General features: G+C 48.4%; 15 protein-coding genes. 10 read left to right on the top strand and 5 right to left on the bottom strand.

Translation table 11 applies throughout. The features are described from left to right. Positions 1-112: 112 nt before the first annotated feature. A complete protein-coding gene (locus tag G367_RS0112140; protein ID WP_020413401.1) occupies positions 113-2,080 on the bottom strand; it encodes a VacB/RNase II family 3'-5' exoribonuclease in 1,968 nt (655 codons plus the stop codon). Positions 2,081-2,427: 347 nt separating this feature from the next. Here G367_RS0112140 and G367_RS0112135 point away from each other — a divergent pair, with 347 nt between their 5' ends. The 4 genes from G367_RS0112135 (at position 2,428) to G367_RS0112115 (ending at position 11,953) form a co-directional block, all read left to right on the top strand. Then, the gene (locus tag G367_RS0112135; protein ID WP_020413400.1) at positions 2,428-3,516 is read left to right on the top strand and encodes a Glu/Leu/Phe/Val dehydrogenase dimerization domain-containing protein; all 1,089 of its coding nucleotides are present in this window, start codon (positions 2,428-2,430) and stop codon (positions 3,514-3,516) included. 254 nt (positions 3,517-3,770) lie between these two features. Next, positions 3,771-6,587, top strand: coding sequence for a M16 family metallopeptidase (locus G367_RS0112130; RefSeq protein WP_026305088.1), 2,817 nt, complete (start codon positions 3,771-3,773; stop codon positions 6,585-6,587). A 2,940-nt stretch (positions 6,588-9,527) separates the two neighbouring features. After that, positions 9,528-10,118, top strand: a complete 591-nt coding sequence (locus G367_RS0112120; protein WP_020413397.1) for a hypothetical protein — start codon at positions 9,528-9,530, stop codon at positions 10,116-10,118. Between the two features lie 923 nt (positions 10,119-11,041). Then, on the top strand, positions 11,042-11,953 hold the full coding sequence (locus G367_RS0112115; RefSeq protein WP_020413396.1) for a hypothetical protein: 912 nt from the start codon (positions 11,042-11,044) through the stop codon (positions 11,951-11,953). 437 nt (positions 11,954-12,390) lie between these two features. On the opposite strand, the gene G367_RS0112110 is transcribed toward G367_RS0112115, so the two are convergent. Further along, complete coding sequence (locus G367_RS0112110) at positions 12,391-13,002, bottom strand: glutathione S-transferase family protein (protein ID WP_020413395.1); 612 nt, start codon at positions 13,000-13,002, stop codon at positions 12,391-12,393. Positions 13,003-13,093: 91 nt separating this feature from the next. Here G367_RS0112110 and G367_RS0112105 point away from each other — a divergent pair, with 91 nt between their 5' ends. After that, on the top strand, positions 13,094-14,455 hold the full coding sequence (locus G367_RS0112105; protein ID WP_020413394.1) for a metal-dependent hydrolase family protein: 1,362 nt from the start codon (positions 13,094-13,096) through the stop codon (positions 14,453-14,455). Between the two features lie 52 nt (positions 14,456-14,507). On the opposite strand, the gene G367_RS0112100 is transcribed toward G367_RS0112105, so the two are convergent. The 3 genes from G367_RS0112100 to G367_RS0112085 form a co-directional block, all read right to left on the bottom strand. After that, the gene (locus tag G367_RS0112100; RefSeq protein ID WP_020413393.1) at positions 14,508-15,218 is read right to left on the bottom strand and encodes an SIMPL domain-containing protein; all 711 of its coding nucleotides are present in this window, start codon (positions 15,216-15,218) and stop codon (positions 14,508-14,510) included. 403 nt (positions 15,219-15,621) lie between these two features. Next, positions 15,622-16,368, bottom strand: coding sequence for an aspartate/glutamate racemase family protein (locus tag G367_RS0112090; RefSeq protein WP_020413391.1), 747 nt, complete (start codon positions 16,366-16,368; stop codon positions 15,622-15,624). A 135-nt stretch (positions 16,369-16,503) separates the two neighbouring features. Then, complete coding sequence (locus G367_RS0112085) at positions 16,504-17,673, bottom strand: hypothetical protein (RefSeq protein ID WP_020413390.1); 1,170 nt, start codon at positions 17,671-17,673, stop codon at positions 16,504-16,506. A gap of 75 nt (positions 17,674-17,748) precedes the next feature. Between G367_RS0112085 and G367_RS0112080 the strand changes: the two genes are divergently transcribed. The 5 genes from G367_RS0112080 (at position 17,749) to G367_RS0112060 (ending at position 23,221) form a co-directional block, all read left to right on the top strand. Continuing rightward, positions 17,749-18,189 carry a VOC family protein gene (locus G367_RS0112080; protein ID WP_026305087.1) on the top strand — a complete coding sequence of 147 codons (441 nt, stop codon included), beginning with the start codon at positions 17,749-17,751 and terminating at the stop codon, positions 18,187-18,189. A gap of 60 nt (positions 18,190-18,249) precedes the next feature. Beyond that, a complete protein-coding gene (locus G367_RS0112075) occupies positions 18,250-19,356 on the top strand; it encodes a hypothetical protein (RefSeq protein ID WP_020413388.1) in 1,107 nt (368 codons plus the stop codon). After that, entirely contained in the window at positions 19,353-20,024 is a 672-nt protein-coding gene (locus tag G367_RS0112070; RefSeq protein ID WP_020413387.1) for a GntR family transcriptional regulator, read from the top strand. Before G367_RS0112075 ends, G367_RS0112070 begins: the two co-directional genes overlap by 4 nt. Positions 20,025-20,361: 337 nt before the next feature. Further along, the gene (locus G367_RS0112065; RefSeq protein WP_026305086.1) at positions 20,362-21,711 is read left to right on the top strand and encodes an aspartate aminotransferase family protein; all 1,350 of its coding nucleotides are present in this window, start codon (positions 20,362-20,364) and stop codon (positions 21,709-21,711) included. A gap of 124 nt (positions 21,712-21,835) precedes the next feature. Beyond that, complete coding sequence (locus G367_RS0112060) at positions 21,836-23,221, top strand: glutamine synthetase family protein (protein WP_020413385.1); 1,386 nt, start codon at positions 21,836-21,838, stop codon at positions 23,219-23,221. Positions 23,222-23,646 lie beyond the last annotated feature (425 nt).

Here is a 23,646-nt window from a genome sequence, read left to right as displayed (position 1 = left end):
AATCATTCTTATGGGATTAATTGTCGTTTCCTGTAAAACCTGTTTATGGGGTCGACCAAAGGTAACAGGAAAGAGCCCGGCATTTGCCGGGCTCTTTGGATGTTGCTCGTCGTTACTTTTGTGGGGCCTCTTCAGTTACCGAGCTCTCTGACAAAAGCTCGAGTGCAATGCGGCGTTTATCTATGTCCACCGCAGTAACTTTGACATTGACGGTCTGCTCTAACTGAAAACTTTTCTCATTGTGGGTGAGTGTTAAGTGTTTGCCGTCAAATGTGGGTAGATTCTTTTTATCGCCGTTCAAGCGGACAAATCCATCAATGCCGTATTGGTCCAAGCGTACGCCCAGCCCAGCTCCATTAACCAGGACAATCTTGCCAGTAAAATCCTGACCTACTTTATCCTGCATAAACTGAGTGTAAAGCCATTGTTCGAGGGCTCGATTGGCTTGGCGTCCACGGAGCAGGCTATCTTGCAGGCTCTCGATTTCTGTGTCGCTCAGTGTTTTCGCAGGACTATTCTCAGATGCTGCGCGCAGTACGCGGTGGTTATACAGGTCGTTGTACTTGCGAATGGGTGAGGTTACGGTGGCGTAGGCCTCAAGTCCCAGACCCAGGTGCGCACCGGAGTTGTTGTTGAGCTGGCCGGGACGCAGCATGCGCTTCAGCACTGCGAGAAGGTTGCGCATTTGCGCATCTTCATGGCTCTCCAGGTGTTTAACCAGCGCTAAATAGTTCTGCAATTGGCTGAGATCGTTTTCCGCATGTTCTGGGAGTAATTCCTTTAGAAGGCTTCTTACTTCGCCCATCCGCTCTTCGCGAAAACCCAGGTGTACTGAGAAGCAGCCCTGCTGTAATTCTGCCAGTTTTGCTCCGATGCAGATATTGGTGGCGAGCATAGCTTCCTCAACCATGCGCTGGGCAATATTACGCTCCTGCTTCTCAATACGCTCGATTTTGCGCTCTTTGTTGAGGTGAATTTCATAGTCAGGGCGCTCTTCCATTGCCAGGGAGTGCCCTGCGCGATATCTGGCGCGGGCCTCATACAGAGCGGCAAGGTTGCGCAAGCTTTCTTTTTGCGCTTCCGGTACCGCGGACTCATCTCCCTCTATGAGTTGGCTTACCTGGTTGTAGCTCAATTTATATTGGGAGCGAATTGCGGCAAATTCATAGCGGCTTGAAATAATTTTACCGTCGCTGTCGATATCGATGTGTACTACCAGTACAGGGCGCAACTCATTAGGTATCAGGGAAAAAAGGTCCTCACATAGGCTGCGCGGCAGCATAGGCAGAGTTTCGCCAGGGAGATACTGGCTGTGGGCGCGCTTAAACGCCTCGAGATCCAATGGGCTGCCCTCGGTGATAGCACTTGAGGGGTCGGCAACGGCGATATGCAGGGTCCAGCCGTTTTCGCTAGGCGTAACGGCGAGGGCATCGTCCATATCGCGGGTGGTTTCCGCATCAATAGTGACAAAGCCCAATTCGGATAAGTCGGTGCGCTCAGAGGTATTGGTGACAATCTGTTCAGAAATGGTTTTAGCCTGTTTCTCCGCTGCCGGACCAAACTGCTCAGGTAGCTTGTATTGGGCCACTACATAGGCATGCTCAATGCCAGGCATTTCTGGTTTACCGATAACAGTCTCAACTTTTGCCTGGGCGCGCCCGTCCTTAAAGGGATGACGATTGACTTTGCAGGCGATAAATTCGCCTGGCTGTGCCTTGCCCCTTGCTTTAGGAGGCAGGAAAATCCATCGAGACAGGCCATTCTGAGTGGGCTGGATAAAGTGCCCTTGACCTCGCTGTACATATTGGCCAACCAGGTAATCCAGCTGGCTGTCGAGTAGGGCATCTAATTCGGCTGTCAGTTTGCCTTTGCTCTCCTTTGTAATGCAGACGCGAACCCGGTCACCTGGGAAAACACGTTCCATTTCGTTGGGTGGCAGAAAGGCCTCCCGTCCATCCTCCAGCTCCACGAAGCCAAATTTGCCATTGCTGCCGCGTACCCGGCCTTCGGCAAAGTCCTTACTGGAGCGAATATCTGTTTTCAGTTGTGAAAGTTGTTTCAGAGCGTCGGCATTCAGCATCGAGTTTATCTCTCGGGTCGATTTGGGCGCGGATTCTACCAGACCATGCTGACACGATGTAACGGAGTCCGGTAGTGGAAGAAAGTATCCCTGTGCTAATGGGGCCGCGCGGTGGGTTGAAGGGGAGGTCAGGATTGCTGACCGCTTAGGCGACTATATTTTCGCAAGGTCGTTTATCCTAAAAAAATATGCTTTATGTGACAATTTAGCTATTGCTTTGTGGTTATGTGCAAAATATGCAAACTTTATCTGTCGAAGGTGGATATAATCTTACCCCTGAATAAAAACAGATAAGGGCTGTGGTTGTTCCCCAGCTGTAGAACCGGCCTTCCGGAGAGGAACAGTTAATGAGTATTTTTTCCCATTCCGCCTACGATAAACACGAACAAGTGGCGTTTTACCAAGATGCTAAGAGCGGACTCAAGGCAATTATCGCGGTACACAATACGAATTTAGGTCCCTCACTGGGTGGCTGTCGCATGTGGCCATACGCCGATGATGGTGAGGCACTGAATGATGTATTGCGCCTCTCCCGAGGCATGACTTATAAGTCTGCAATGGCGGGGTTAAAGCTCGGCGGCGGGAAATCTGTGATCATCGGTGATCCGCGCAAGGAAAAGACTCCTGAGTTGCTGCGCGCCATGGGCGAATTTATCAATACCCTCGGTGGTCGCTATATCACCGCTGAGGACTCCGGCACTAGTGTCGCTGACATGAGTGTGATTGGTGAGACCACCGAATATGTATCCGGACTGTTTGCGGGCTCTGAATACGGTGGTGATCCGTCTCCTTCTACAGCCTACGGTGTATTTGTGGGCCTTAAAGCTGCGGTGGAACATCGCTGGGGTAAAACTGACCTTACCGGCCTGAAAGTTTCCATCCAGGGCGTTGGTAATGTGGGTTTCCGCCTCGCTAAGCTGCTGAAAGATGCCGGTGCGGAGCTGTTCGTTACCGATATCTTCCAGGACAACATTGATCGCGCAGTGACTGAGCTGGGCGCGATTGCTGTAACCGCTGATGAGATCTTTGACCTCGATGTGGATCTATTTGCTCCCTGTGCCATGGGTGCGATCCTCAATGATGACACTATTTCCCGTCTAAAAGTTGGTGCGGTGGCCGGTGCGGCAAATAACCAGTTAGCTGAAGAGCGTCACGCAGAAGCATTGCGTGAGAAGGGAATCCTCTACGCCCCGGACTATGTAATTAATGCCGGTGGAATAATCGATGTGTACTACCAGCAGAAAGGCGACTACAACGCTGATGAGGTGCGTGCGCACATTGAAGAAATTGGCAGCACTATGAAAGAGGTGTTTGTACGTGCGGATGAGACTGGTGAGACTACGGCACATGTTGCTGACCGTATAGCCGAAGAGCGTTTTGGCCACCATTCTGTGACTGGCGATACCGAGAATAAATCCGGCACTGTAGCCGCATAACAGCAGTTTAACGCAAGAGAAGTGTCGGTGACCTGATCGCCACAGGCGATTGCTATGATCATTTCTCTCTGTGATGTATTTTTTGGGCACTTCGGTGCCCATTTTTTTGTCTGATATTTGTCCGATCGATCTGGCAACCGGGTAAGATGCCAGATCCACTGTTTGAATGTGCTGAGGGTTTAGCAGATATCAGGAGTGAATCCTGGCCTAAACTTGCCATCCTGAAGCCGCGGTTATTAAGAGGGAGTGACAATATGGACTTGCGTCCAGTACTTATCAGTGTCGTTATTGCCACTGCAGGTCTTGCCGGTTGCGGCAAGTCTGTCGACGATACACCCCATGCGTTATCTGTGGATAAAGAAGCCGCTGCCAGCAGCAAGGCAGCAGCCACCGATAAAGAGGCCTATGTACCGCCGCCGGAGCTGGATATCCCCTATCACAAAGAAGTTCTGCCCAATGGGTTGACGGTGATAGTGCACGAGGATCGCAAAGCCCCGGTTGTCTCCACCAATATCTGGTACAAAGTGGGCTCCAAGGATGAACCGCAGGGCAAAACTGGCTTCGCACATCTGTTTGAGCACCTGATGTTCAACGGCAGTGAGAACTATCCAGGTGAATACTTCGAGCCTTTCCAGCGCTCAGGTGCTACGGATATGAATGGCACCACTAATAATGATCGCACCAACTACTTTGCTACTGTGCCTAAAGGTGCCCTGGATATGGCTCTGTGGATGGAGTCTGACCGAATGGGCCACTTCAAGGGCGCTATCACCCAGGAAGTTTTGGATGAACAGCGTGGAGTGGTAAAAAACGAGAAGCGCCAGGGGGAGAATGCTCCCTATGGAAAGGCTTTCGACATTATTGCCAAGAGTACTTTTCCGGCAGATCATCCTTACTCCTGGACGCCAATTGGATCAATGGAAGACCTGGATAATGCCAGCCTGGAGGATGTGAAAAAGTGGTTTGCAGATCACTACCAACCGGCAAATGCCACTTTGGTAATTGCTGGCGATGTCAGTGTTGATGAGGCTATGGACAAGGCGCGCAAGTATTTTGGCGATATACCCAGCACAGGAGTACAACCGCGAATTAAAAACTGGGAACTGCCTACCCAGGTTAAAAAACGGGAGGTGGTACGAGACCAGGTGCCGCAAACTCGTATTTACAAAGTTTGGAATGTTCCTGCGGTAGGTAGTAATGAGGAGCACGCACTTGAGCTGATGACCTCCTTGTTGGCTAACCGAAAAAATTCACTACTTTATCGTCGCTTGGTGCGGGATGAGCAAGTAGCGACGAGTGTGAGCGCTTTTTATTATGGGCGCCAGCTGGCTGGGCAGTTGATGATTATTGTCGATGTGAAACCTGGGCAGTCCCTCGATAAAGTTGAAAAACTTTTGAATAAAGAATTGAGAGAATTTGCGAAAAACGGGGTGAGCGCAGAGGAGCTACGCCGAGTTAAGCAGGGAGAATTTGCCGGGTTGGTGAAGGGGCTGGAAAAAACCGGTGGCTTTGGTGGCAAGAGCGATATTCTTGCCCGCTCTGAATTTTATTATGGGGATCCTGGGGCCCTGCTTAAAGGTGTGGAAGATTATGCCAAAGTTTCCGCGCTTGAGGTGCAGGATGTGGCAAAGCAGTGGCTAAAGGATGATTCCTATACCCTGATCATTGAGCCCGAGAAAAAGTACACCGCCGCCACAGAGGGTGCCGACCGCAGCAAATTGCCAGAGGTCGATAAGAATGTAGAGTTGGAGTTGCCCAAGCAGCGCGAATTTACATTGAAAAATGGCCTCAAGGTGGTTCTGGCGGAGCGTCATGATACGCCTGTGGTATTGATGAACTTGCAGTTCCGCAGTGGGGCCTCTGCCGATCAGAATAAACCTGGTCTCGCCTCTGTGACTGCTCAAATGTTAAATGAGGGTGCTGGAGACCTGGACAGTCTGGAGTTTAGTGCGCGCTCTGAGGAGCTTGGGGTGAGTATTGGCGGGGGGAGCGGACTGGATTACAACTCCATCAGTATGAGCGCCCTCAAGACCCAGTTGGAGCCCTCTTTGAAGTTGTTTGCCAAAGTGGTGACTGAGCCCCGTTTCCCTGAGTCGGATCTTGAAAGGGTAAAATCCAACCGCTTGGATGCCATAGCCCAGGAAAAGGCACAGCCCCAGGGCTTGGCTCTGCGTGAGCTGCCGCCGTTACTGTTTGGTCCAGATCATCCCTACGGTTCACCGTTGACCGGTTCCGGTACGCCCGAGGGGATAAAGTCAATAACCCGGGAAGATCTGGTGAACTTCCAGAAAACCTGGGTGAGACCGGATAACGCCACTCTGACGGTTGTGGGGGATGTAACGGAAAAAGAAATTGAGCCATTACTGAACGAAACACTGGGTGGTTGGAAGGCACCTAAAACTGAATTACCAAAAATTGAAGTGGCTAAAGTTGAGCGTCCCGAAAAAGCCCGAGTGTATTTGCTGGATCGCCCAGGAGCGCAGCAGAGTTTTATCATGGCCGGTTTGGTTATGCCTCCCTGGCAACCCCAAGGTGCTGAGGCCTTCGATGCAATGGCCAATATTATCGCAGGGAAATTTACTTCCCGAGTAAATATGAATCTGCGTGAAGATAAGCACTGGTCATATGGAGCTCGCGCTGTTTCTATGGATACAGAAGGCCAGCGTCCCTACATTTTGTTCGCGCCAGTGCAAACGGATAAAACCGCACCAGCAATACAGGAGTTGGTGAAAGAGTATCGGGATTATCTCAGTGATCGTCCAATTACGGAGAAGGAGCTCGAAGATTACCGAAATGATGAGGTACTCAAGCAGAGTGCACGCTTCCAAACCAAGGGGCAATTGCTTTCCAGTATTAATTGGCAGGTAGAAAAGGGGCTGCCGGAGGAGTATATCGCTGAGTACCCACAGCGGGTGGCCGCGCTTGATACCGATAAAGTTGAAGCTTCGGCACAGGAATTCCTGGCCCCCGAGCAATTTACCTGGGTCATTGTTGGAGACCTGGATAAGATCAAGGGAGAAGTAGAGGCGCTGGATATTGGCCCGGTAGAAGTTCTGCCTTCAAAGGATTAGGGCTTTATCAGACTTTTGAAAAAGGCCTTTTATGGCCTTTTTCAACCTGAGTTTGTAGCGCATATTTAAAAACTTTCTACGATAAAAAAGTACTTGAATGCTTGATTTGCAATTCAAATATCTCTGCTAGAACCGATTAGTGAATGGTTATGGGGGGCGAGCTCAACCAAAGCCTGTGAAATGAATAAATGCCCATCGATTTTACGCGGCTTTGATGCCAAACAATTTAACAGAAGCTGTAGGGTTAGTTTGGGTGCCTTAACTTCTAGATGTATTAAGAGGCTACTATAAATTATTTTTTGCATTACAGGTGTTTCATAAGTCTTATTGTTCAACTTGCTTAGGTTGGTTGTTATGCTGCCGCCCCCATCTACTCTGGAGGAAGGCTGGGTGAATCAACGGTAGCATGGGATATATCAATATCTACGAATGCAGTCCATTTTCAAGGTGCGGATAGTATCGTACGCGCAGTTTTCCAGGCGGTCAGCTTCTTTGTTGGCTCTGGGAGGGGCTGAAAATCTCCTCTCCACAGCCGGTTACCTTATAGATGTTAAGCTTGGTCACAGTCCTATTGACATAGATATGTGCAAAGCCTGGGGGCACGAGCTTTCTCTGGCGGATTAACTTGATTACTAGTAATCCGCTGCTGGATGGGCATTCATCTAATTTTTTCGGAGGTAAGTGTATATATTTTCTGTTTAACATCAAAGTCTGTATAAATCACCACTTATTGATTTCGAAAGCGGATAGAAGAAGGAAATAATATCTATTTTTTACGGGGGTGCGAATTGGGGTTGGAGTTGCTGAAAAAATAGTATTTTAATTCACGTAATTTCAATGTGTTCCTTTGGTTGGGCACTGTATGGTTTAAAGACCCTGATCATCTCTTGGAGTTATTATTCAACAATGCGGGCTTTCATAAATATAAATCCTGTTGAGGGTGTCGGTATTAATAGTGAGCAAAATCAGGAAGTATGGGTGGCAGGATAGCGTATAAGTCCCACATGAGGCAGGGAAAACCTTTGGTGATCACTTGCCAAGCAAAAGGGATAATTTTCTACCTCAGAATAGAGTAATAACTGTATATATAGTTGTCAAAAGAACTCTTTTGATTAAGAGTGTCACGATTATTTGATTTGCATACCATTGATAAATGAAATGATTGTCAAATTGAAAGAGGGATTTGCCTTCCCGGAAAGGTCGCGCAGGCTGGATGATTGTGAATCCTGTGTCAAAGCATATTATACATTCTGGGATAGTTTATCAGACCTGTTTTAACTTGCTTCATTGTTGTCGATCAGGAATCCTACTACTTCTTGAAAAAAACAGTTTGAGATCCAAGCTGTCTTTAATTAACCAGAACCAGGGGCATGCAAAGGTTGGTTATGCTATTTCCTGGTTTGCTAAAAGATGAAGCCACTGGCAATGATATTGTGGGGAGCAATAATACTCCAACTTTCTAGTGAGTCCAACTGATATACAGGTCGATAATTAAAACTTTGCTATTTTCGAGTTGGTCCTTCAGGTAAGAAGTCTATCATTTTTGAATGTATTGTCCGATTACAAGGTTCTTAAATGAATCATTTGATGGTTTTAAAGGTGTACAATTGTTATACAAGTTGTTTTTTGAAGTTCGGAACGAGAAAGCTGCTTAAATCAAAATTGATACGATCTATTTTTCCAGGAAAATTTATCTCGTTACGATGTTGGTGTTTAAGGTTGTATTTGCAAAGTAAAATAGCCAACTTTTCAGTTGAGCCTGCCAGATTGAGATAAATGCTAAGGGCGGCCAGTTAGCTGTCTCTAAATACTATTTAGTTGAGGGTCATTCGAGGGTGTTATTTAAGTTTCCATCCAGCGAAGTTATGAATTGCTGATTTAAAGCGTTGAGGGGGTCTGAGGTTTATTAAGGGACGGCTTTCAGGGGTTGGCAAAATTAACGGAATAATAAGCTAGATTCTGTGCAGTGGCCTGAAAATAATTTCTGTACTTATTTTCTATTTATGGTAGTCAAGCTCTGTGTCTGCACTTCAGTTTGATTTGCGCCGCTAATTCAATTCTGATGGCGCTTAAGATTATTTCTCGTCATCAACATGCTAAGGCTTGTGAGGAATTTCCTACCTAGAGTGTCTAGCTTAAGATAGTTGGGGTCATATTCAAATTAGGAGCGCAATCTGAGAGCCCTGTCCCCTTGCTTGTTGATTCCTATAATTAGCTTAACTCTAGTGTCTTCTATAAATTTTATCGTGGTTGGGTAACATCATTTGCACCTTAAATTAAATAGTAATTTGTGATGGTGAAATTAAGGGGGTGAGTCTGTAAGGGGGGCTTGAAGGATGCTTATATTTATCATTCTAGAGCTTTTATGTTTAGAATATCCAGGAGTTTTTCATTTCACTTCGCCTATTAGTGTGCTACGAAATCGACTCAAAGCAAGAGGTATTTTGTACATGGCGGATATAAAAATGAAGTTCACAAAAAGGTATGATTTGAGGGTTCTGCTTTACTGAAATTGAAATAAATTAGGTGGAAGTGGCTAAAATGGTTCCTCGTGAATTTTGGGGTGCCAATTATGGGGGGTGCTGTGCGGAAAGATAATGGGATTCGTAGCCAGCATAATTTCTGTTCCGTTAAAGCTTAAGGTTTGAAATGGATAATTCCCGGTTGTCACCAGTATATGATTGCGATAAAAAGTTCGACATGGTTTACGATGATTGTTCGGCTGGTATGTAGGTGGGAGGGTTCTGGAAATAAGTCTATCTGTTAGAAAGGTTGTCATGATGGAATTTAATATTACCCATCGTAAAGCTGAGTTTTTGCGAAGGTCTCGCACATAATTAACCTTTACATTTTTTTATGTGGTTGGTAAGTTACGGCCCGGAAAAGTTACTGTTAACTTTTCTTTGGTGCAAAAATATGATTATTCAAAGGAATTGAAGTATGAAAAATTTAAGGCTAATTGGTACAACGTTTGCACTTTTGCTTGTTGTATTTTCTCAGCAGGTATTTTCTAAGGATGTTTCTTTAGGTGCTCAAGAGAACAGTGCTCTCCTTAAGCTTCAAGAGGAAATTTTGTCTTTAAAGAGGCAGGTTGAATTCTTGAATGCTCCAATCAAAAGTGAGTCAGACTTAAATCATTATCTGGTGGCTAATCCAGTGGAAAAGACGCCCCTCGGGAAGTTGCCAGAAATAGAGCGAGAGCTATTTATCAACAGCTTAAAATTCACCGACAAGGGTTTGGCTGGGTTTGATTACGGGATGTTAGAATATGGGCCAACAGCAACAGAAGTACATGATATCCTTGAATTATTTGGTTTGCAGTCATTTACCTTGGCGATGAAAAATTTAACTGTGGAATCAGAAAAAGACAGAGCGATAACAGAGCGAGCTGAAGCTGCACTCTCTCTTAATTGGGAGTGGGTCGAAGATTATACTTGTAAGTCTGACGTAGATATGGGTGGCTGGCCGATTCGTTATTGTGCAAAGCAGGCGCGCTCTATGTGCAATTCACGGACGTGTAATTATCCCTAATCTGCGGATTTAAAGCTAGCTTATTAGGACGCTACTAATCTACACGGTTTATCCTGCCTTCGCCCAGTGGTTGGGGCAGGATAGTTTCTCTGGAGCTGTCATAGGATCGGCCTGCCTTCTGAGTTCAATTTTTGCTGTAGATTGCTAGAAAAGCTATAGCAGGCTAAAGGTTCGAAAACTACGTCAAAACACATGAATGTTGACAGGTGCAGTTCAAAGGCGGTGTTGCTATAGATTCAAGGCTAGGGCTGCTATTGCTACTTGAAAATCAGTGTTCCAGTTGTCTGCATCTTTGTGGAAGAATCTTGGCGGGTAGTAGGGTGGCAGGACTGGACTAATATTGTAATGACAATACTGTGAATTACAGTATGGCTTTAAATCGAGTGCCATCTTAACTTTAGATGTTCAGTAGCCAATAGATAATTAGCGTTGGTCGAAAGTCAATCTATGCTAACGAGATATTCATTGTTGAAGATCTTTCAGTGGCTAAATAAAATAGCTTCGAGTGCATATTTCCACGGAAATATAGTAGCAAGGTGAATTTTGATACAGGTTTGCATTGCTTTAACCAATTAGGTGTTCTGGGCAAGAAAATTACAGTTTATAATAAAACTACCAAAGTATTGTTGTGCTTGGCTGGTAGAAGGATGCTGATTGCGTATACAGGCGAAGATAGAAAAATTAGTTTTCCTGTCCGGAATAATTAAGAATCTATATATTTCGGTAGAACACCTTAGTGTAATTTAAATTATGTGTCCATGTATTGGTGGTTTGGTTCTATGGATGAACTTTTCTTAAAGGTGTTAAATGTTGTGTCACACGCTCAGTCTTTGAAAGGCTTCCTTTTTCAGGGCTATATATCAGACGCAGTCGAAAACGGATTTCTGAGCCGGAAGGGATTATCATAAAGCTAGGACATCATAATGAAAAAAACACCCGTAATGATACTGTTTATGCTGCCCTTTTTAAGCGTGGTGGAGATATGGGCAAGTAGTAACACTTCTATCAAGGATCGTTACGATCAGTTGAATGAAATTTATTCTAATGTAGAGCTTGGCTCAATTAAGGAAAGAAGGGAGGTAGCTGAGAGTCTATATCTAGAGAATTTTAAACCAATTATAGCTAACCTTGGTGAGCAGCAGCTAAGGCAGCTGGATCTAGAATATTTATTTAGAGCTGTAACGGTTGTCAATTTTTATGATCCTCAGGTTAATTATACCCGTGATTTGCGTAGGCTATTGGAGTTTCTTGAAAGAAAAGAATTTGTAAAGAAACGGCATTATGCTGATTTGCAAAAAGCCTATGTTGCCGCTGGGCAGTTCGAATTAGCCAGGAGTATGGTTGAAGAAAAGAAATTAAACTATTTGGAATATTTGCCTAAAATTAACAGGGTTAATGACCTGGCGCTCGAAAAGCCATTTATTTTGGAATTTGAAAATTCGTCGCTTAAGCAGCGTGCTTTTGAGATTCCTTCACAGGGTCCTTTTATTTTAGTTATTTCAAATCCTGGGTGTCGTTTTTCCAGGGCTGCAGCAAATTATATTAGTGATGATGTACAATTTAAAAAGATGTTTTTTAAGCATTCTGTTTGGCTTACCCAGCCAGGCGGAAGTCTGCAAGTTGAGCAGCATAAAAACTGGATGCAAACTTATCCAAAATTACCGGTCGGCTTGATATATAATTCATCATCGTGGTCTTTCTTAGATGCTAATTTGGGTACACCGGCGTTTTACTTCTTTCACGACGGACAACTAAGTCAGTCAATATTAGGTTGGTCTTTGGATGATAATCAGCAGGCACTGAAGGATGCTCTTACTGATATTGGTTTAATATAGGTTTTTTTGGTGAGCGTATTAGGCAAATTCTGTTAGTAGCCACCCTCCTCAGGAGTTTCTTAATAGATTTCAATACATTGGAAGTTTTCGTACAGTCATAGCCTCACAGTTGCTATCTTATTGGGCAATCTCTTACAATTTTCAATGTCTGGGTTCAAGTTAATTTTGTCGAAAACTCTATCCATAATCTGCCGACTGAACTTGCGACGTTTCCTCTATATTTGTTGATGGTAACTTATGGAGACCTGAAGGTGGTGAAATCTAGAGAAGCTTAATTGTTAGAGTAACCCTAAATATTAGTCGGATGATGACTTGTTTGTTTGAATGGGATCTATGCTGTTGTAATTTCAGGTTCTTTCTCGATAAATTCGCCCCACGGCATTTATATGGGGCGATAGTCTTTATCTTTGTGAAGTGAAATTAGTTGTGTGCTGCAGTCATACCTTAAAGCTGGGGCGCTTCTTGAGCTGCTCGCGCCAGCGAATCAGGTGGGGGTGCTTTTCTTCATTCGGGCGCAGATTTTGAACTTTGCCGAAGTCCAGACTACAAACCATACTGATGTCCGCGACTGAAAAATAGTCGCCAACCAGGTATTCACTATCGGAAAAGTGATCGTTTAAAACGCTCATAAACTTCAGGGCGCGTTTACCTGCATCCTCACCAAACTCTGGGTAGACATTCATACGGTCTTTAAAAAATCCGGAAACATGCTGAAAGCACATCCCAACGGCGAACATCAAATTAAAATCAGCGCGACGATTCCACATCTCCACCAGGGCTTTTTCTTTAGCATTTCGCCCGAAAAGGGGAGGGGTTGGGTGTAATTCCTCGAAGTAACGCTGGATAGCCACAGATTCGGCAATGTGGGCGCCATCGTCCAACTCCAAAACCGGTACTTTTTTATTGATATCCTTGCTGCGAAATTCTGGGGTGAGATTTTCCCCCTTTGTAATATCCACAGGAGCAAACTCTACATCAATGCCTTTTTCAGCCAAGTACATACGAACTCGGCGGCAATTGGGTGCACTCGCAAACTCATAGATTTTCATAGGGGCTTCCTCTCGCCTTGGCGATTACGGTAAATTGTACGATTTCCAATAAAAACAGTTCAAATCTAAGAGAGACTTACTGGTGAGGACAATGACCACAAGTGCCAAGAGAAACAGCTTCTTTCGCCGCACCGCCACTGCCGTGGCGGTTTGTGTAGGATTCTTCAGCCTGCCGGTATCTGCAGAGAGTATCGCTATTTATGCGGGGAAAATGTTCGACAGCACTAATGGAAAATTATTGGAAAATCGCACCATTCATGTGGTGGATGGCCGGATTGAATCGGTACAAAAAGGATTTGCCAAGCGGGATAGGGAGTCCCTGGTAGATCTGCGCGAGTACACCGTATTGCCAGGGCTTATGGATATGCATAGCCATCTTACTTATGAGTTTGGTCCTCGCGCTTACGTGGAGTCCTATACCTGGAATCCGGCAGACTTTGCTCTGCGCAGTGTAGATGCAGCTAATCGCACATTACAAGCGGGTTTTACTACTATACGCAATCTTGGTGATCACGATAATGTAACCGTGAGCCTGCGCCGGGCTATTGAAGCTGGCACGATTGAGGGGCCGAGAATTTATACTGCGGGTAAGTCAATTGCTACCACCGGTGGCCATGCGGACCCCACAAATGGACGCCGTGAAGATCTGGTTGGTAATCCCGGCCCGGTCGATGGTGTTGTCGATGGCCCAATCTCTGCTCGTAAGGCAATACGTCAGCGCTATAAAGATGGTGCAGATCTAATCAAGATTACTGCAACCGGTGGTGTCTTGAGTGTTGCCAAAAGCGGACAGAACCCACAGTTTATGCAGGATGAGCTTGAGGCCATTGTTGCAGCGGCTAAGGACTATGGTTTTACCGTGGCGGTGCATGCCCATGGTAAGGAAGGGATGATACGTGCGATCCGTGCTGGAGTGGATTCAATTGAGCACGGCACCTACATGGATGAAGAAGTAATGGACCTGATGCGGCGCAATAGTACCTGGTTTGTACCGACACTCATGGCGGGGGAGTGGGTGACTGAAAAATCCGCAATCGAAGGGTTCCTGCCAGATATTGTGCGCCCCAAGGCAGCAACTATGGGCCCGTTAATGCAGGATACTTTTTCCAAAGCTTATAAGCGCGGTGTTAAAATTGCTTTTGGCACCGATACAGGGGTCACCAGGCACGGAGAGAATGCTCGGGAGTTTGTACTGATGGTGCAAGGTGGTATGACGCCAGCAGACGCTATCCGTTCGGCCACGTGGAATGCGGCTCAACTTCTGCAGGTACAGGATGAACTGGGTAGCATCAGCGAGGGTAAAATTGCCGATATTATCGCAGTCGCGGGCAATCCCCTGGAGGATATTTCCGAATTGCAGCGGGTGCAATTTGTAATGAAAGGGGGCAAAGTATTTAAGGAGCCCAGCGAACCTGCAGTTGAGGTATTTATCGAGGGTGTGGGCGAGAGCTGAAGGGAACAGATTTCCGGCCCCATAAAATATTGGTGGAGCCGGAAAGCTTGTCTTAGTCTTCCAGTTCGAATACCAGCTCAAGATTTACGGAAAGGGTCGTCTCACCGGGAGAGATTGGGGTTGAAGCGCTTTCCTTTACCGCCATGTCACTGCGCAGCATCATCGGGCGGGGCATACCGCCATTGCCATTTTCAGAAATACTAACAATTCTGCGAACTTTCATTCCCAGGGCTTTTGCATAGATAGTAGCTCGCTCCTGGGCATCTAAGAGGGCCTTTTCACGGGCTTCCGCTTTGACCGGGCCAGGTTCGCCGATTTCAAAACTTGGGCCGTGAATTTGATTTGCTCCAGCAGCTGCCAAACCGTCCAGTACCTGGCCCAGTTTATCCAGTTTACGCACTTTAACGCTCACCGTATTCCGCGCTGTATAGCCCACTATTTTCGGGGTTTGATTTTGTTGGTAGCGATAGCGGGGAGAAAGGCTGATACCGCTGGTTTGGATATCTTTCTTGGCGATACCCGCTTTCTTTATCGCCGCCATCAGTGATTCCATTTGTTCAGCGTTATCACTCATGGCCTTTTTGCTGTCTTGGGCTTCTGTTACCACGCCCACGGAAATATTGGCTACATCTGGTATCTGGCTGGCTTCACCGTGAGCCGCAATAGAGACCAGGGTTCCCCGTTCGGAGGGAGCCTGCCCATTTCCGCAAGCGGCGATAAGCAGAGTAAGCACTGTGATTGTCGAGAATTTTACTAACTTCATGATTTTTCCTTATCAATCGCTATGGATTTGGCATCACTCCGATGCATTAGGCGCCAAATACTATCAGTGCCTTTCTGAACCGCAGCTGAGCAAGAAGGTCAGCATAACGGATCATCGGGGAGCTGTAGACAAGCTGCTTGGCAATATTGGCTTGCCACTTGGCCGGGAAAGTGCTGCCAACTTAATCAGAGCTAAATTGCTTCTGATAAGTTTCATCTTTCTTGGTAGATAACAAACCCCAGGAGAAGAAGGTATCGACATCTGTTGGAAACACGTGGCTGCATGTGTTTTTAGGATGCTCAATCGCAGGCTGTACCTGGCAGGCTAAATCCAGCCGCCGTAACTCTATGAGTCAGAGCTGTCGGGAGAGTAGAGATTATTATAAGGAGGGCTTGGAAGAAGCTCAGTCAGTGTGCTCTATTCGCCTGGCGAGGCTATCGGGGAGGCCCAATGTGTCTTTCGCGGGCGGACGGGCGAAACCACCTGCGCGGGCAATGCCTGGGTTGAGCCGTACAAGACCCTCTGCTAGCACGACAGCGGCAGGGACTGGATCGACTACAGGAATCGGCAGTCTGCCAGAAACCTTTGTGGCAAGACCGGCGAGCGGCCCTCCAGCGAGGATGGCGACATCTGCCCGGTCAGTATATGCGGCTTCTTCTACGAGCTGAACCAAGCTTTCGCTAAGCTCTTCCTGTACGGTTTCGATCGATTGGAAACGCTCGCTAGGTAGGCGAATGCCGGTGAAGCGATTTTCGAGACCGGCACGCAGCACACCATCGCGAAACCAGTCCGCCAAACTATCGCTAAATGTGATTATCGAGAAGCGCTGGCCAAGCGCACAAGCGGTCAGCATTGCCGCCTCGGCAACACCGATCACGGGAATGTCGAATAACTGACGCGCACCAATAAGACCTGGATCCCCGAATGCAGAGATAATGACTGCGTCTACCTGTGTGTGGTGTTCAGCAATTGTCTCGAGGATATCACTAGCAATAATTTCGGCTTCGACCCGGCTTGAAATATAAGGAAAGCCGATCTTGGCGGTGGTCGCTACGATTTTGGTGCGCGGAGATGCAACCCTTTGTGCGGCGCCCGCCATTAGTGACGTCATAGATTCTGTGGTATTTGGGTTGAGGAGAAGCAGCTTCATGATCAGGTCCAGACTCTCTTATTTCTAGATTATATCGCCCGCTAAAGTATGGATTAGAGTATGGATCAATAGAGGCTGAGCGGGCCGCTGGCTAGCTTGGTATGTTAATCAGCAGAACGGTGCCCGCGAATTTATTTAGGGAGAGTCAAAAACCTGCTGATAAGTTTCATTTTCGTCATGGTAGATAGCAAAGCCCAGGCGCAGCAGATGTTGGCGCCTGTCGCAAAGGACTGCTCGGGCTTTCAGCTCTTTTTGTAGCTTTTCTGAGTTTTCTGTTGTGCCGCAATCGAACGTGAAAAAGTGGCCATGGCCCTCCTTCAGGTCGTGGTGAATCAGGCGCTCCCGGTTGAGTAGCGGGTGGCTGTTTTTGTCCATTGTGTTCAGGAAGCGGCTTTGGGCATTGAGGACATAGCGGTGGATTTTATCTACGGTGATACCTTCGCGTCGGAATAGATCGAAAATGGCAAGACCCTTGTACAGGCAGGAATAGTCCATAGTGGCGCCGGCAAAACGCAGCCAGTTATCCCCGTAATTGACACTTCCAGGGCGATTTTCAAGTTCTGCCATTTCGGCAAACCAGCCAGTGTTGAGCGGGCGCAAGCGACACCGGGATGGAATACTCATAAAGCACAGACCTTCACCGGCACCTAGGTATTTATAGGAGCCTGCAGTAAAGAAGGCCTTATCTGCGACCTTGCTCAGGTCAATGGGGCGAGCAAAAAAACCATGGTAGCCATCAATAACAAACTCGGTTTCCTCGGGTTTTTGCTCAGTAATACGTAGCAGCTCGGGGAATACCACGCCAGAATCAAAAAATACCAGGCTGGCATAAGCCAGCTGGTAGTTCCGGGTATGCAGCTCTCTCTCAAAGCGCTCGGCTAGTGTCGCATAGGGGGTCTTTGGAATACGCGTTACTTCCACATGGGGCAATTCTTCGAGTCGCTGTAATTGGCGTGCAAAGCTGTAGAATTCGCTATCGGTGGTGAGTATGCGCAGTGGCTTGGCGGGATCCAGGGCGCTGATCAAGCGGTAAACCAATTCGTGGGTGTTTGGGGCAATAGCGATTTGCCCGGCATCTGGAATTTGTAGTGTGCGCGCGACAGCATTTTGCCAGGCGGGTATTTTCTCGTGAAAAATGGGTCCCCATTTATCGTCGGCAAGCAGTGCCGCATCGTGCCAATATTGTTGCACCGCCTCCAGAGTGATATCCGGCCAATAATGATGGGAGTGGCAGGCCATATGCAACATGGCAGAGGGGCTGCCGCTAGGGGCTTGTGAAAAGGCTCGATAGAATTTCTTATACATTTGCTTTTCGCCACGCGAGGCTGAATTATTTATTATTCCGCGATTTTAGATCCTGATAGCAGGAAGGAGTAGAGGGTGAGGTATCTGCATACAATGGTCCGCGTGGCCGACTTGGAAGAATCTTTAAAATTTTACTGTGAAAAGTTAGGGCTACAGCTTGTAACGCGTAACGATTACGACAAAGGTCGCTTTACTTTGGTGTATCTGGCTGCACCGGAAGATGTAGATGCCGCAAGGGAAAATAAGGCCCCTATGCTGGAGCTTACCTACAACTGGGATCCGGAATCCTATGGTGGCGGGCGCAATTTTGGCCATTTGGCTTACGGAGTTAATGATATCTATGCCGTTTGCCAGCGGATGATGGATGCGGGCGTGACTATCAACCGGCCTCCCCGTGATGGACATATGGCATTTTTTCGCTCTCCAGATGGTATCTCGATAGAGCTACTACAAAATGGAGAGCCGTTGGCGCCTCAGGAACCCTGGCAATCAATGGAGAATACCGGAGAGTGGTGATCCCCTCAGGATTCAAACCCGGTACACTTCCGCCTGAATGGATACCTTAAGAGACGCTTTGTGAAGAATACCAGTTGCATATTATTGGCCGGCGCAAATGCGGCGCACCAGATTCGTGAGGAGGGCTTACGCCAGGAACAGTTTTCCACCCTGGTGGGGGCCTCAGGAGGCCCCAAGTGGCTGGTCATCAGCCAGTTGGACCGGGTACTGATGGGGGAATTTTTTAAGGGGCGTCGTGATCCTATCGCGACACTGGGGTCTTCAATCGGTAGCTTTCGCAATATGTGTTACGCCATGGCGGAGCCATTGGAGGCCCTGGAGTGCTTGGAATATGGTTATATCCATCAGAGTTATGCCTCAGACAAACCGACACCGGCGGAGATCACTGCTGCCGGGGAGCAAATCCTGCTCAATGTTTTGGGTGAAAATGGTGCAGGCGAAGTAGCAGGCAACCCGCTGTGGCACAGCCATTTTGTCACTGTGCGTGGCCGCGGTCCCCTGGCTAGTGAAAAGCGCGCCTTCCTGGCCCCGGCGTTGTTTGCATCGGCCATGGCCAACGCGCTCTCCAGGCACAGCCTGAGCGCTTTTTGGGAACGGGTGGTTTTTCACTCTGGCAGTGATGCCGCAGTACGGTTTGGCAACCTGAGTACGGTGGATACGGCGCTATCCGCGGACAATGTTTGTGCAGCGGTCCTGGCGAGTGGTTCTATTCCATTGGTGATGGCGGGAGTTCGCAACCCCGCTGGTGCTCCACAGGGAAATTATCGTGATGGTGGTATCACCGACTACCATTTTGATTTACGTTTCAGTCACCCCCAGGGTTTGGTGCTCTACCCGCACTTTTTCCCGTTTATGGTGCCGGGCTGGTTTGATAAAGGGCTTTCCTGGCGTCGTGTGCGAGGTGATGCTATGTCATCGACACTGTTGGTGGCACCTTCTCCTGCATTCGTGGCGAAGCTGCCCTATGGCAAAATCCCTGATCGTAATGATTTTTATAAGATGGGCCGCGAGGAACGGATTCGCTATTGGAAGAAGGTTGTGGAACTGAGCAAATGGGTTGCCGATGATTTCCATGAAGTCTGGCAGAGTGGCCGTGCAGCGGACCACCTCATAGAGGTTGGCTTCGATGATATTCCGCACAAGTTACATCAGGTCAGGGCCGCATGAACATGGCGCTGGAGTTTAATCATCCGCAGGAAGAGTTTCGCACCACTCAGGAGAGAGTCTATTTCCAGGTGCGAGATGCTATTTTACGTGGCAAATTTTTGCCGGGGCATGCGATTACCATTCGCGGCTTGGCTGCGGAGCTGGATTGCAGCCCTATGCCGGTGCGTGAAGCCTTACGGCGCCTGACTTCTGAGCGGGCCTTGGAGTTATCCGATACCCGTCGTGTCACGGTACCGACAATGACTCCTGAGAAGCTCGATGAGATCTGTGCGGCGCGTGTTGCGCTTGAGTGCCAGGCTGCGGAGCAGGCCCTGCCGTTTGTACAGGAGGAAGAACTGCAGCAGCTACGAGCCCTGGACGCGCGGGTGACGGCTGCCCTCGAACAAAAGGATATTGAGCAGTATGTCACTGCTAATCTCGATTTTCACTTTACTCTCTATCGTATGGGGCGGCCGCATATCATTCTCTCGTTGATCGAGAGTTTGTGGCTGCAGACAGCGCCTCTTCAGCATCTTGTATTTCAGCGCTTTGGTGTTCAGGAGCTGCCGGATCGCCACGAGGATTTGTTGGATGCCATTGCAGACAGAAGTGTAGAGAGGGTTCGCCGCGCCATTCGCCAGGATATAGAAGAGGGGCTCGGCTCAATCTCCGCTGAGGAGCTGCTCTAGCAAGCAGTCGTAACTGTTAACCCGCTGTACATCAAACCGCGCGTGGCAGGAGACGTCGCCCAAACAAACTGACCGTCTGGTTTTGCCTTCCCACCAGTTTGCCCACTTGGCCTCATTCGACCTTAAGGTTGCTGTGAGGCATAGATAGATCTTGCGCTTCTGTGAGTCTCGCTACTAAAATGTGATCACAAATTTGGTAGTAATAATTCGCCTTGTGATACCCATTGAGCAGTAGAGCAGGGCGGATGACAGATTGCGGGAAAACCTCCGCCCGACAAGCAGAGGCTGATTGTCCGGAGCGGCGGGAAAGCCCCAGAGCAAAAGCCAGGAGCGAAATATGAACAAGAGTGAGCTGCAACAACACGACCGCGAGCACCTGCTGCACCCCTTTACGGACTTCAACGATCTGGGCCAGCAGGGTACCCGAGTGATTACCAGCGCTGAAGGTGCTTACATCACTGATATCGATGGCAATCGTATGTTGGACGGTATGTCTGGATTGTGGTGTTGTAACCTGGGTTACAGCCGTAAAGAAATTAGCGATGCCATCTATGAGCAGTTGAATACCCTGCCGTTCTATAACAGCTTCTTCCAGTGCACCACTGTGCCTTCTATTGAGCTGGCTGATGCTCTGTCAGAGGTGACCCCGGCCAATATGAGTAACGTTTTCTTTACCGGCTCCGGCTCCGAAGCAAACGATACGAACTTGCGTCTGATTCGCCGTTTCTGGGATCTTCAGGATAAACCTGAGAAGCGTATCGTGATCTCCCGTAAGAATGGTTATCACGGCTCTACCATTGCCGGTGCTAGCCTCGGTGGTATGAGTGGTATGCATAAGCAGTTTCAGCCGCTGGACTACATTGAGCATGTGCAACAGCCTTACTGGTTTGCCGAGGGTGGCGATATGTCCCCGGAAGAGTTCGGCATTCATGCTGCGCGCAGCCTTGATGAAAAGATCCAGGAACTCGGACCTGAGAAAGTTGCCGCTTTTATTGCAGAGCCTATACAGGGTGCTGGTGGTGTAGTAATCCCACCGGAAACCTACTGGCCTGAAGTGAAGAAGGTGCTGGATCAGTACGATATCTTGCTGGTGATGGACGAAGTGATTTTTGGCTTTGGTCGCACCGGTGAGTGGTTTGGCGCAGATTTTTACGGCCTCAAGCCCGATCTGATGACTTTTGCCAAAGCAGTAACCAATGGTTACTTCCCGCTGGGCGGCACCATGGTGGGTGATCGTGTTGCTGACGTGATTAAAAGTAAGGGTGGTGAATTTACTCACGGTTACACCTACTCAGCGCACCCGGCAGCTTGTATGGCAGGATTGGCGACAATTAACATCCTGCGCAATGAAAAAATTATTGAGAATGTGCGCGATGTGACAGGCCCTTACCTGGCCAAGCGCTGGGCTGAGCTGGCAGAGCATCCGATTGTCGGTGAAGCCCGAAGTCTGGGTATGGTTGGAGCACTGGAGCTTGTAAAAGATAAATCGAGCCGTGCCCGCTTCGATGACGACTGTACCGCAGGCGCAGTGTGTCGTGATCTCAGTATCAAGCACGGTTTGGTAATGCGTGCTGTGGGCGATGCAATGGTTATCGCGCCGCCGCTGATTATTACCACTGAGCAGGTCGATGAGTTGGTGGAGAAGGCGCATCGCGCCCTGGACGATACCGCTAAAGCACTGGCGTAAACTCGCGGTATCGCATCTATTTATGAGAGCGGCCCTAGGTCGCCCCTCATCGTCTGTCGGTGGCGGATGTGAGTGGTGGCTCAAGGCCGCTTTTGCGGTTTGACTGGATTACCTCAGGCAACTTATGTCTCAAGAAAAAGAATTCACTGCCCAGCCAGAGCTGCTGGAGCAGTCGCGTAAATTCCTGGCAGAGCACCCGGACCTAAAGTGGATTGAAGGCTTTATGTTCGATATTAACGGTGTGCCCCGTGGCAAATGGCTGCCTGCCGAGGCGGCAGAAAAACTGCTTAAAGGTAGTCTGCAGATGCCGCGCAGCGCTGTCAGCCTGGACATCTGGGGGCGGGATATCGAAGACAGTCCCCTGGTCTTCGCCAGTGGAGACAGCGACGGTGTCTGCTTGCCGGTTTCGCCGATCAGCCTGGCGCCATGGCACAGAGAAGAGACGGCCCAATTGCATATGCAACTGCATGAGGCGGATGGAAGCGCACTGTACGCAGATCCACGCGCCCAGTTGCAGCGAGTGATGGATCGATTAAAAAAACTTGGTTACACCGCAGTTTGTGCCACCGAGCTGGAGTTTTACCTGTTACGTGATGAGGTGGATCACCTGGCACGACCACGCCCGGTTAGTGATAACGATGCTGAGTTGGTGCCTTCCACAGACGTATACGATTTGTCTGAGCTGAATGCACAGCGCCACTTCTTTGCTGATGTTCGTGCTGCTTGTGAAGAGCAGGGGATCCCGGCTGATTCTGTACTGTCCGAGTGCGCGCCAGGTCAGTTTGAAATTAACTTGTTGCACAGTGCTGATCCGGTGAAGGTTGCCGATCAGACCCTACTGTTCAAGCGACTGTTGAAAGGTGTGGCCCGCAGCCATGGTTTCCGGGTGAGCACTATGGCCAAGCCGTTTGGGGATCAGGCCGGTAACGGTATGCATGTGCATATGAGCTTGATCGACAGTTCGGGAAAAAATGTTTTTGACGACGGCAGTGAGATGGGGTCAGATCTGCTGCGCCAAGCGGCGGCTGGTATGTTGGCAACCGCAAACGATGCGATGGCATTTTTCGCGCCGCATAGCAATTCTTATCGTCGCTTCCAGGAGGGCTCACATGCGCCGCTAAATCTTTGCTGGGGCTATGATAACCGAACGACGACCTTGCGGATTCCGGCAAGTAACCCCGAAGCTCGGCGTATTGAGCACCGCATTGCCGGAGCAGACGTAAACCCCTATCTGGTTCTGGCGGGAATTCTTGTTGGCGTCTGTCATGGCCTGGAAAACCAGCTGCAACCGCCAGCTCCAGTGGAAGGCGACGCCTATCAAGTTGAAAGTGAGCAATTGGTTAATACCTGGAGTGGCGCACTCAAGCGTTTTGAGCAGAGCCAGCTATGGCGTGAGTACCTTGATCCACGCTTTATTGAATTATTCCTGTTACTTAAGCGTCAGGAACAGGTGGAAATTGGTTCACGGGTTACAGATGTGGAGTACCAGAGCTATTTGCACCGCGTTTAGCGATGACTTAAGAGGTGATACAGCACCGATTGTATGAATACTGAACGGCTTTTACGACAGGGCAGATGGAGAGCTGTAATACTCTGCTATACCTAAATTTAAGTGCGTAACGCGCTTGAAACTCTCCTCCTGAAAGTGTGTTCGAGAAACCTGGCCCGCCTCTGGCGGGCATTTTTTTATCCCCGCAAAACGTTTCTTCAGTTATCCAGTACACCATCGCAGATGCTTAGGATTTCCTTCGGTTCTTTTTCCCAATGATCAGTGAGTGACTGTCAATACATAGATTGGGTCGATATGGAATAGGCTCTCCTGAATCCAGTCGTGTTTGTTTTCACTCTTTGGGGGGAAAGCATTGCTGTATGTGGCTTTCAGTTTGGCTCGTCAATCTACATGGCAGTCGGGTTAGCCAATAGTGTGGACAGCTT

Origin of the sequence: Microbulbifer variabilis ATCC 700307 (assembly GCF_000380565.1) — a bacterium.
GTDB lineage: Bacteria > Pseudomonadota > Gammaproteobacteria > Pseudomonadales > Cellvibrionaceae > Microbulbifer > Microbulbifer variabilis.
This window is presented reverse-complemented; position numbering and strand designations above follow the sequence as displayed.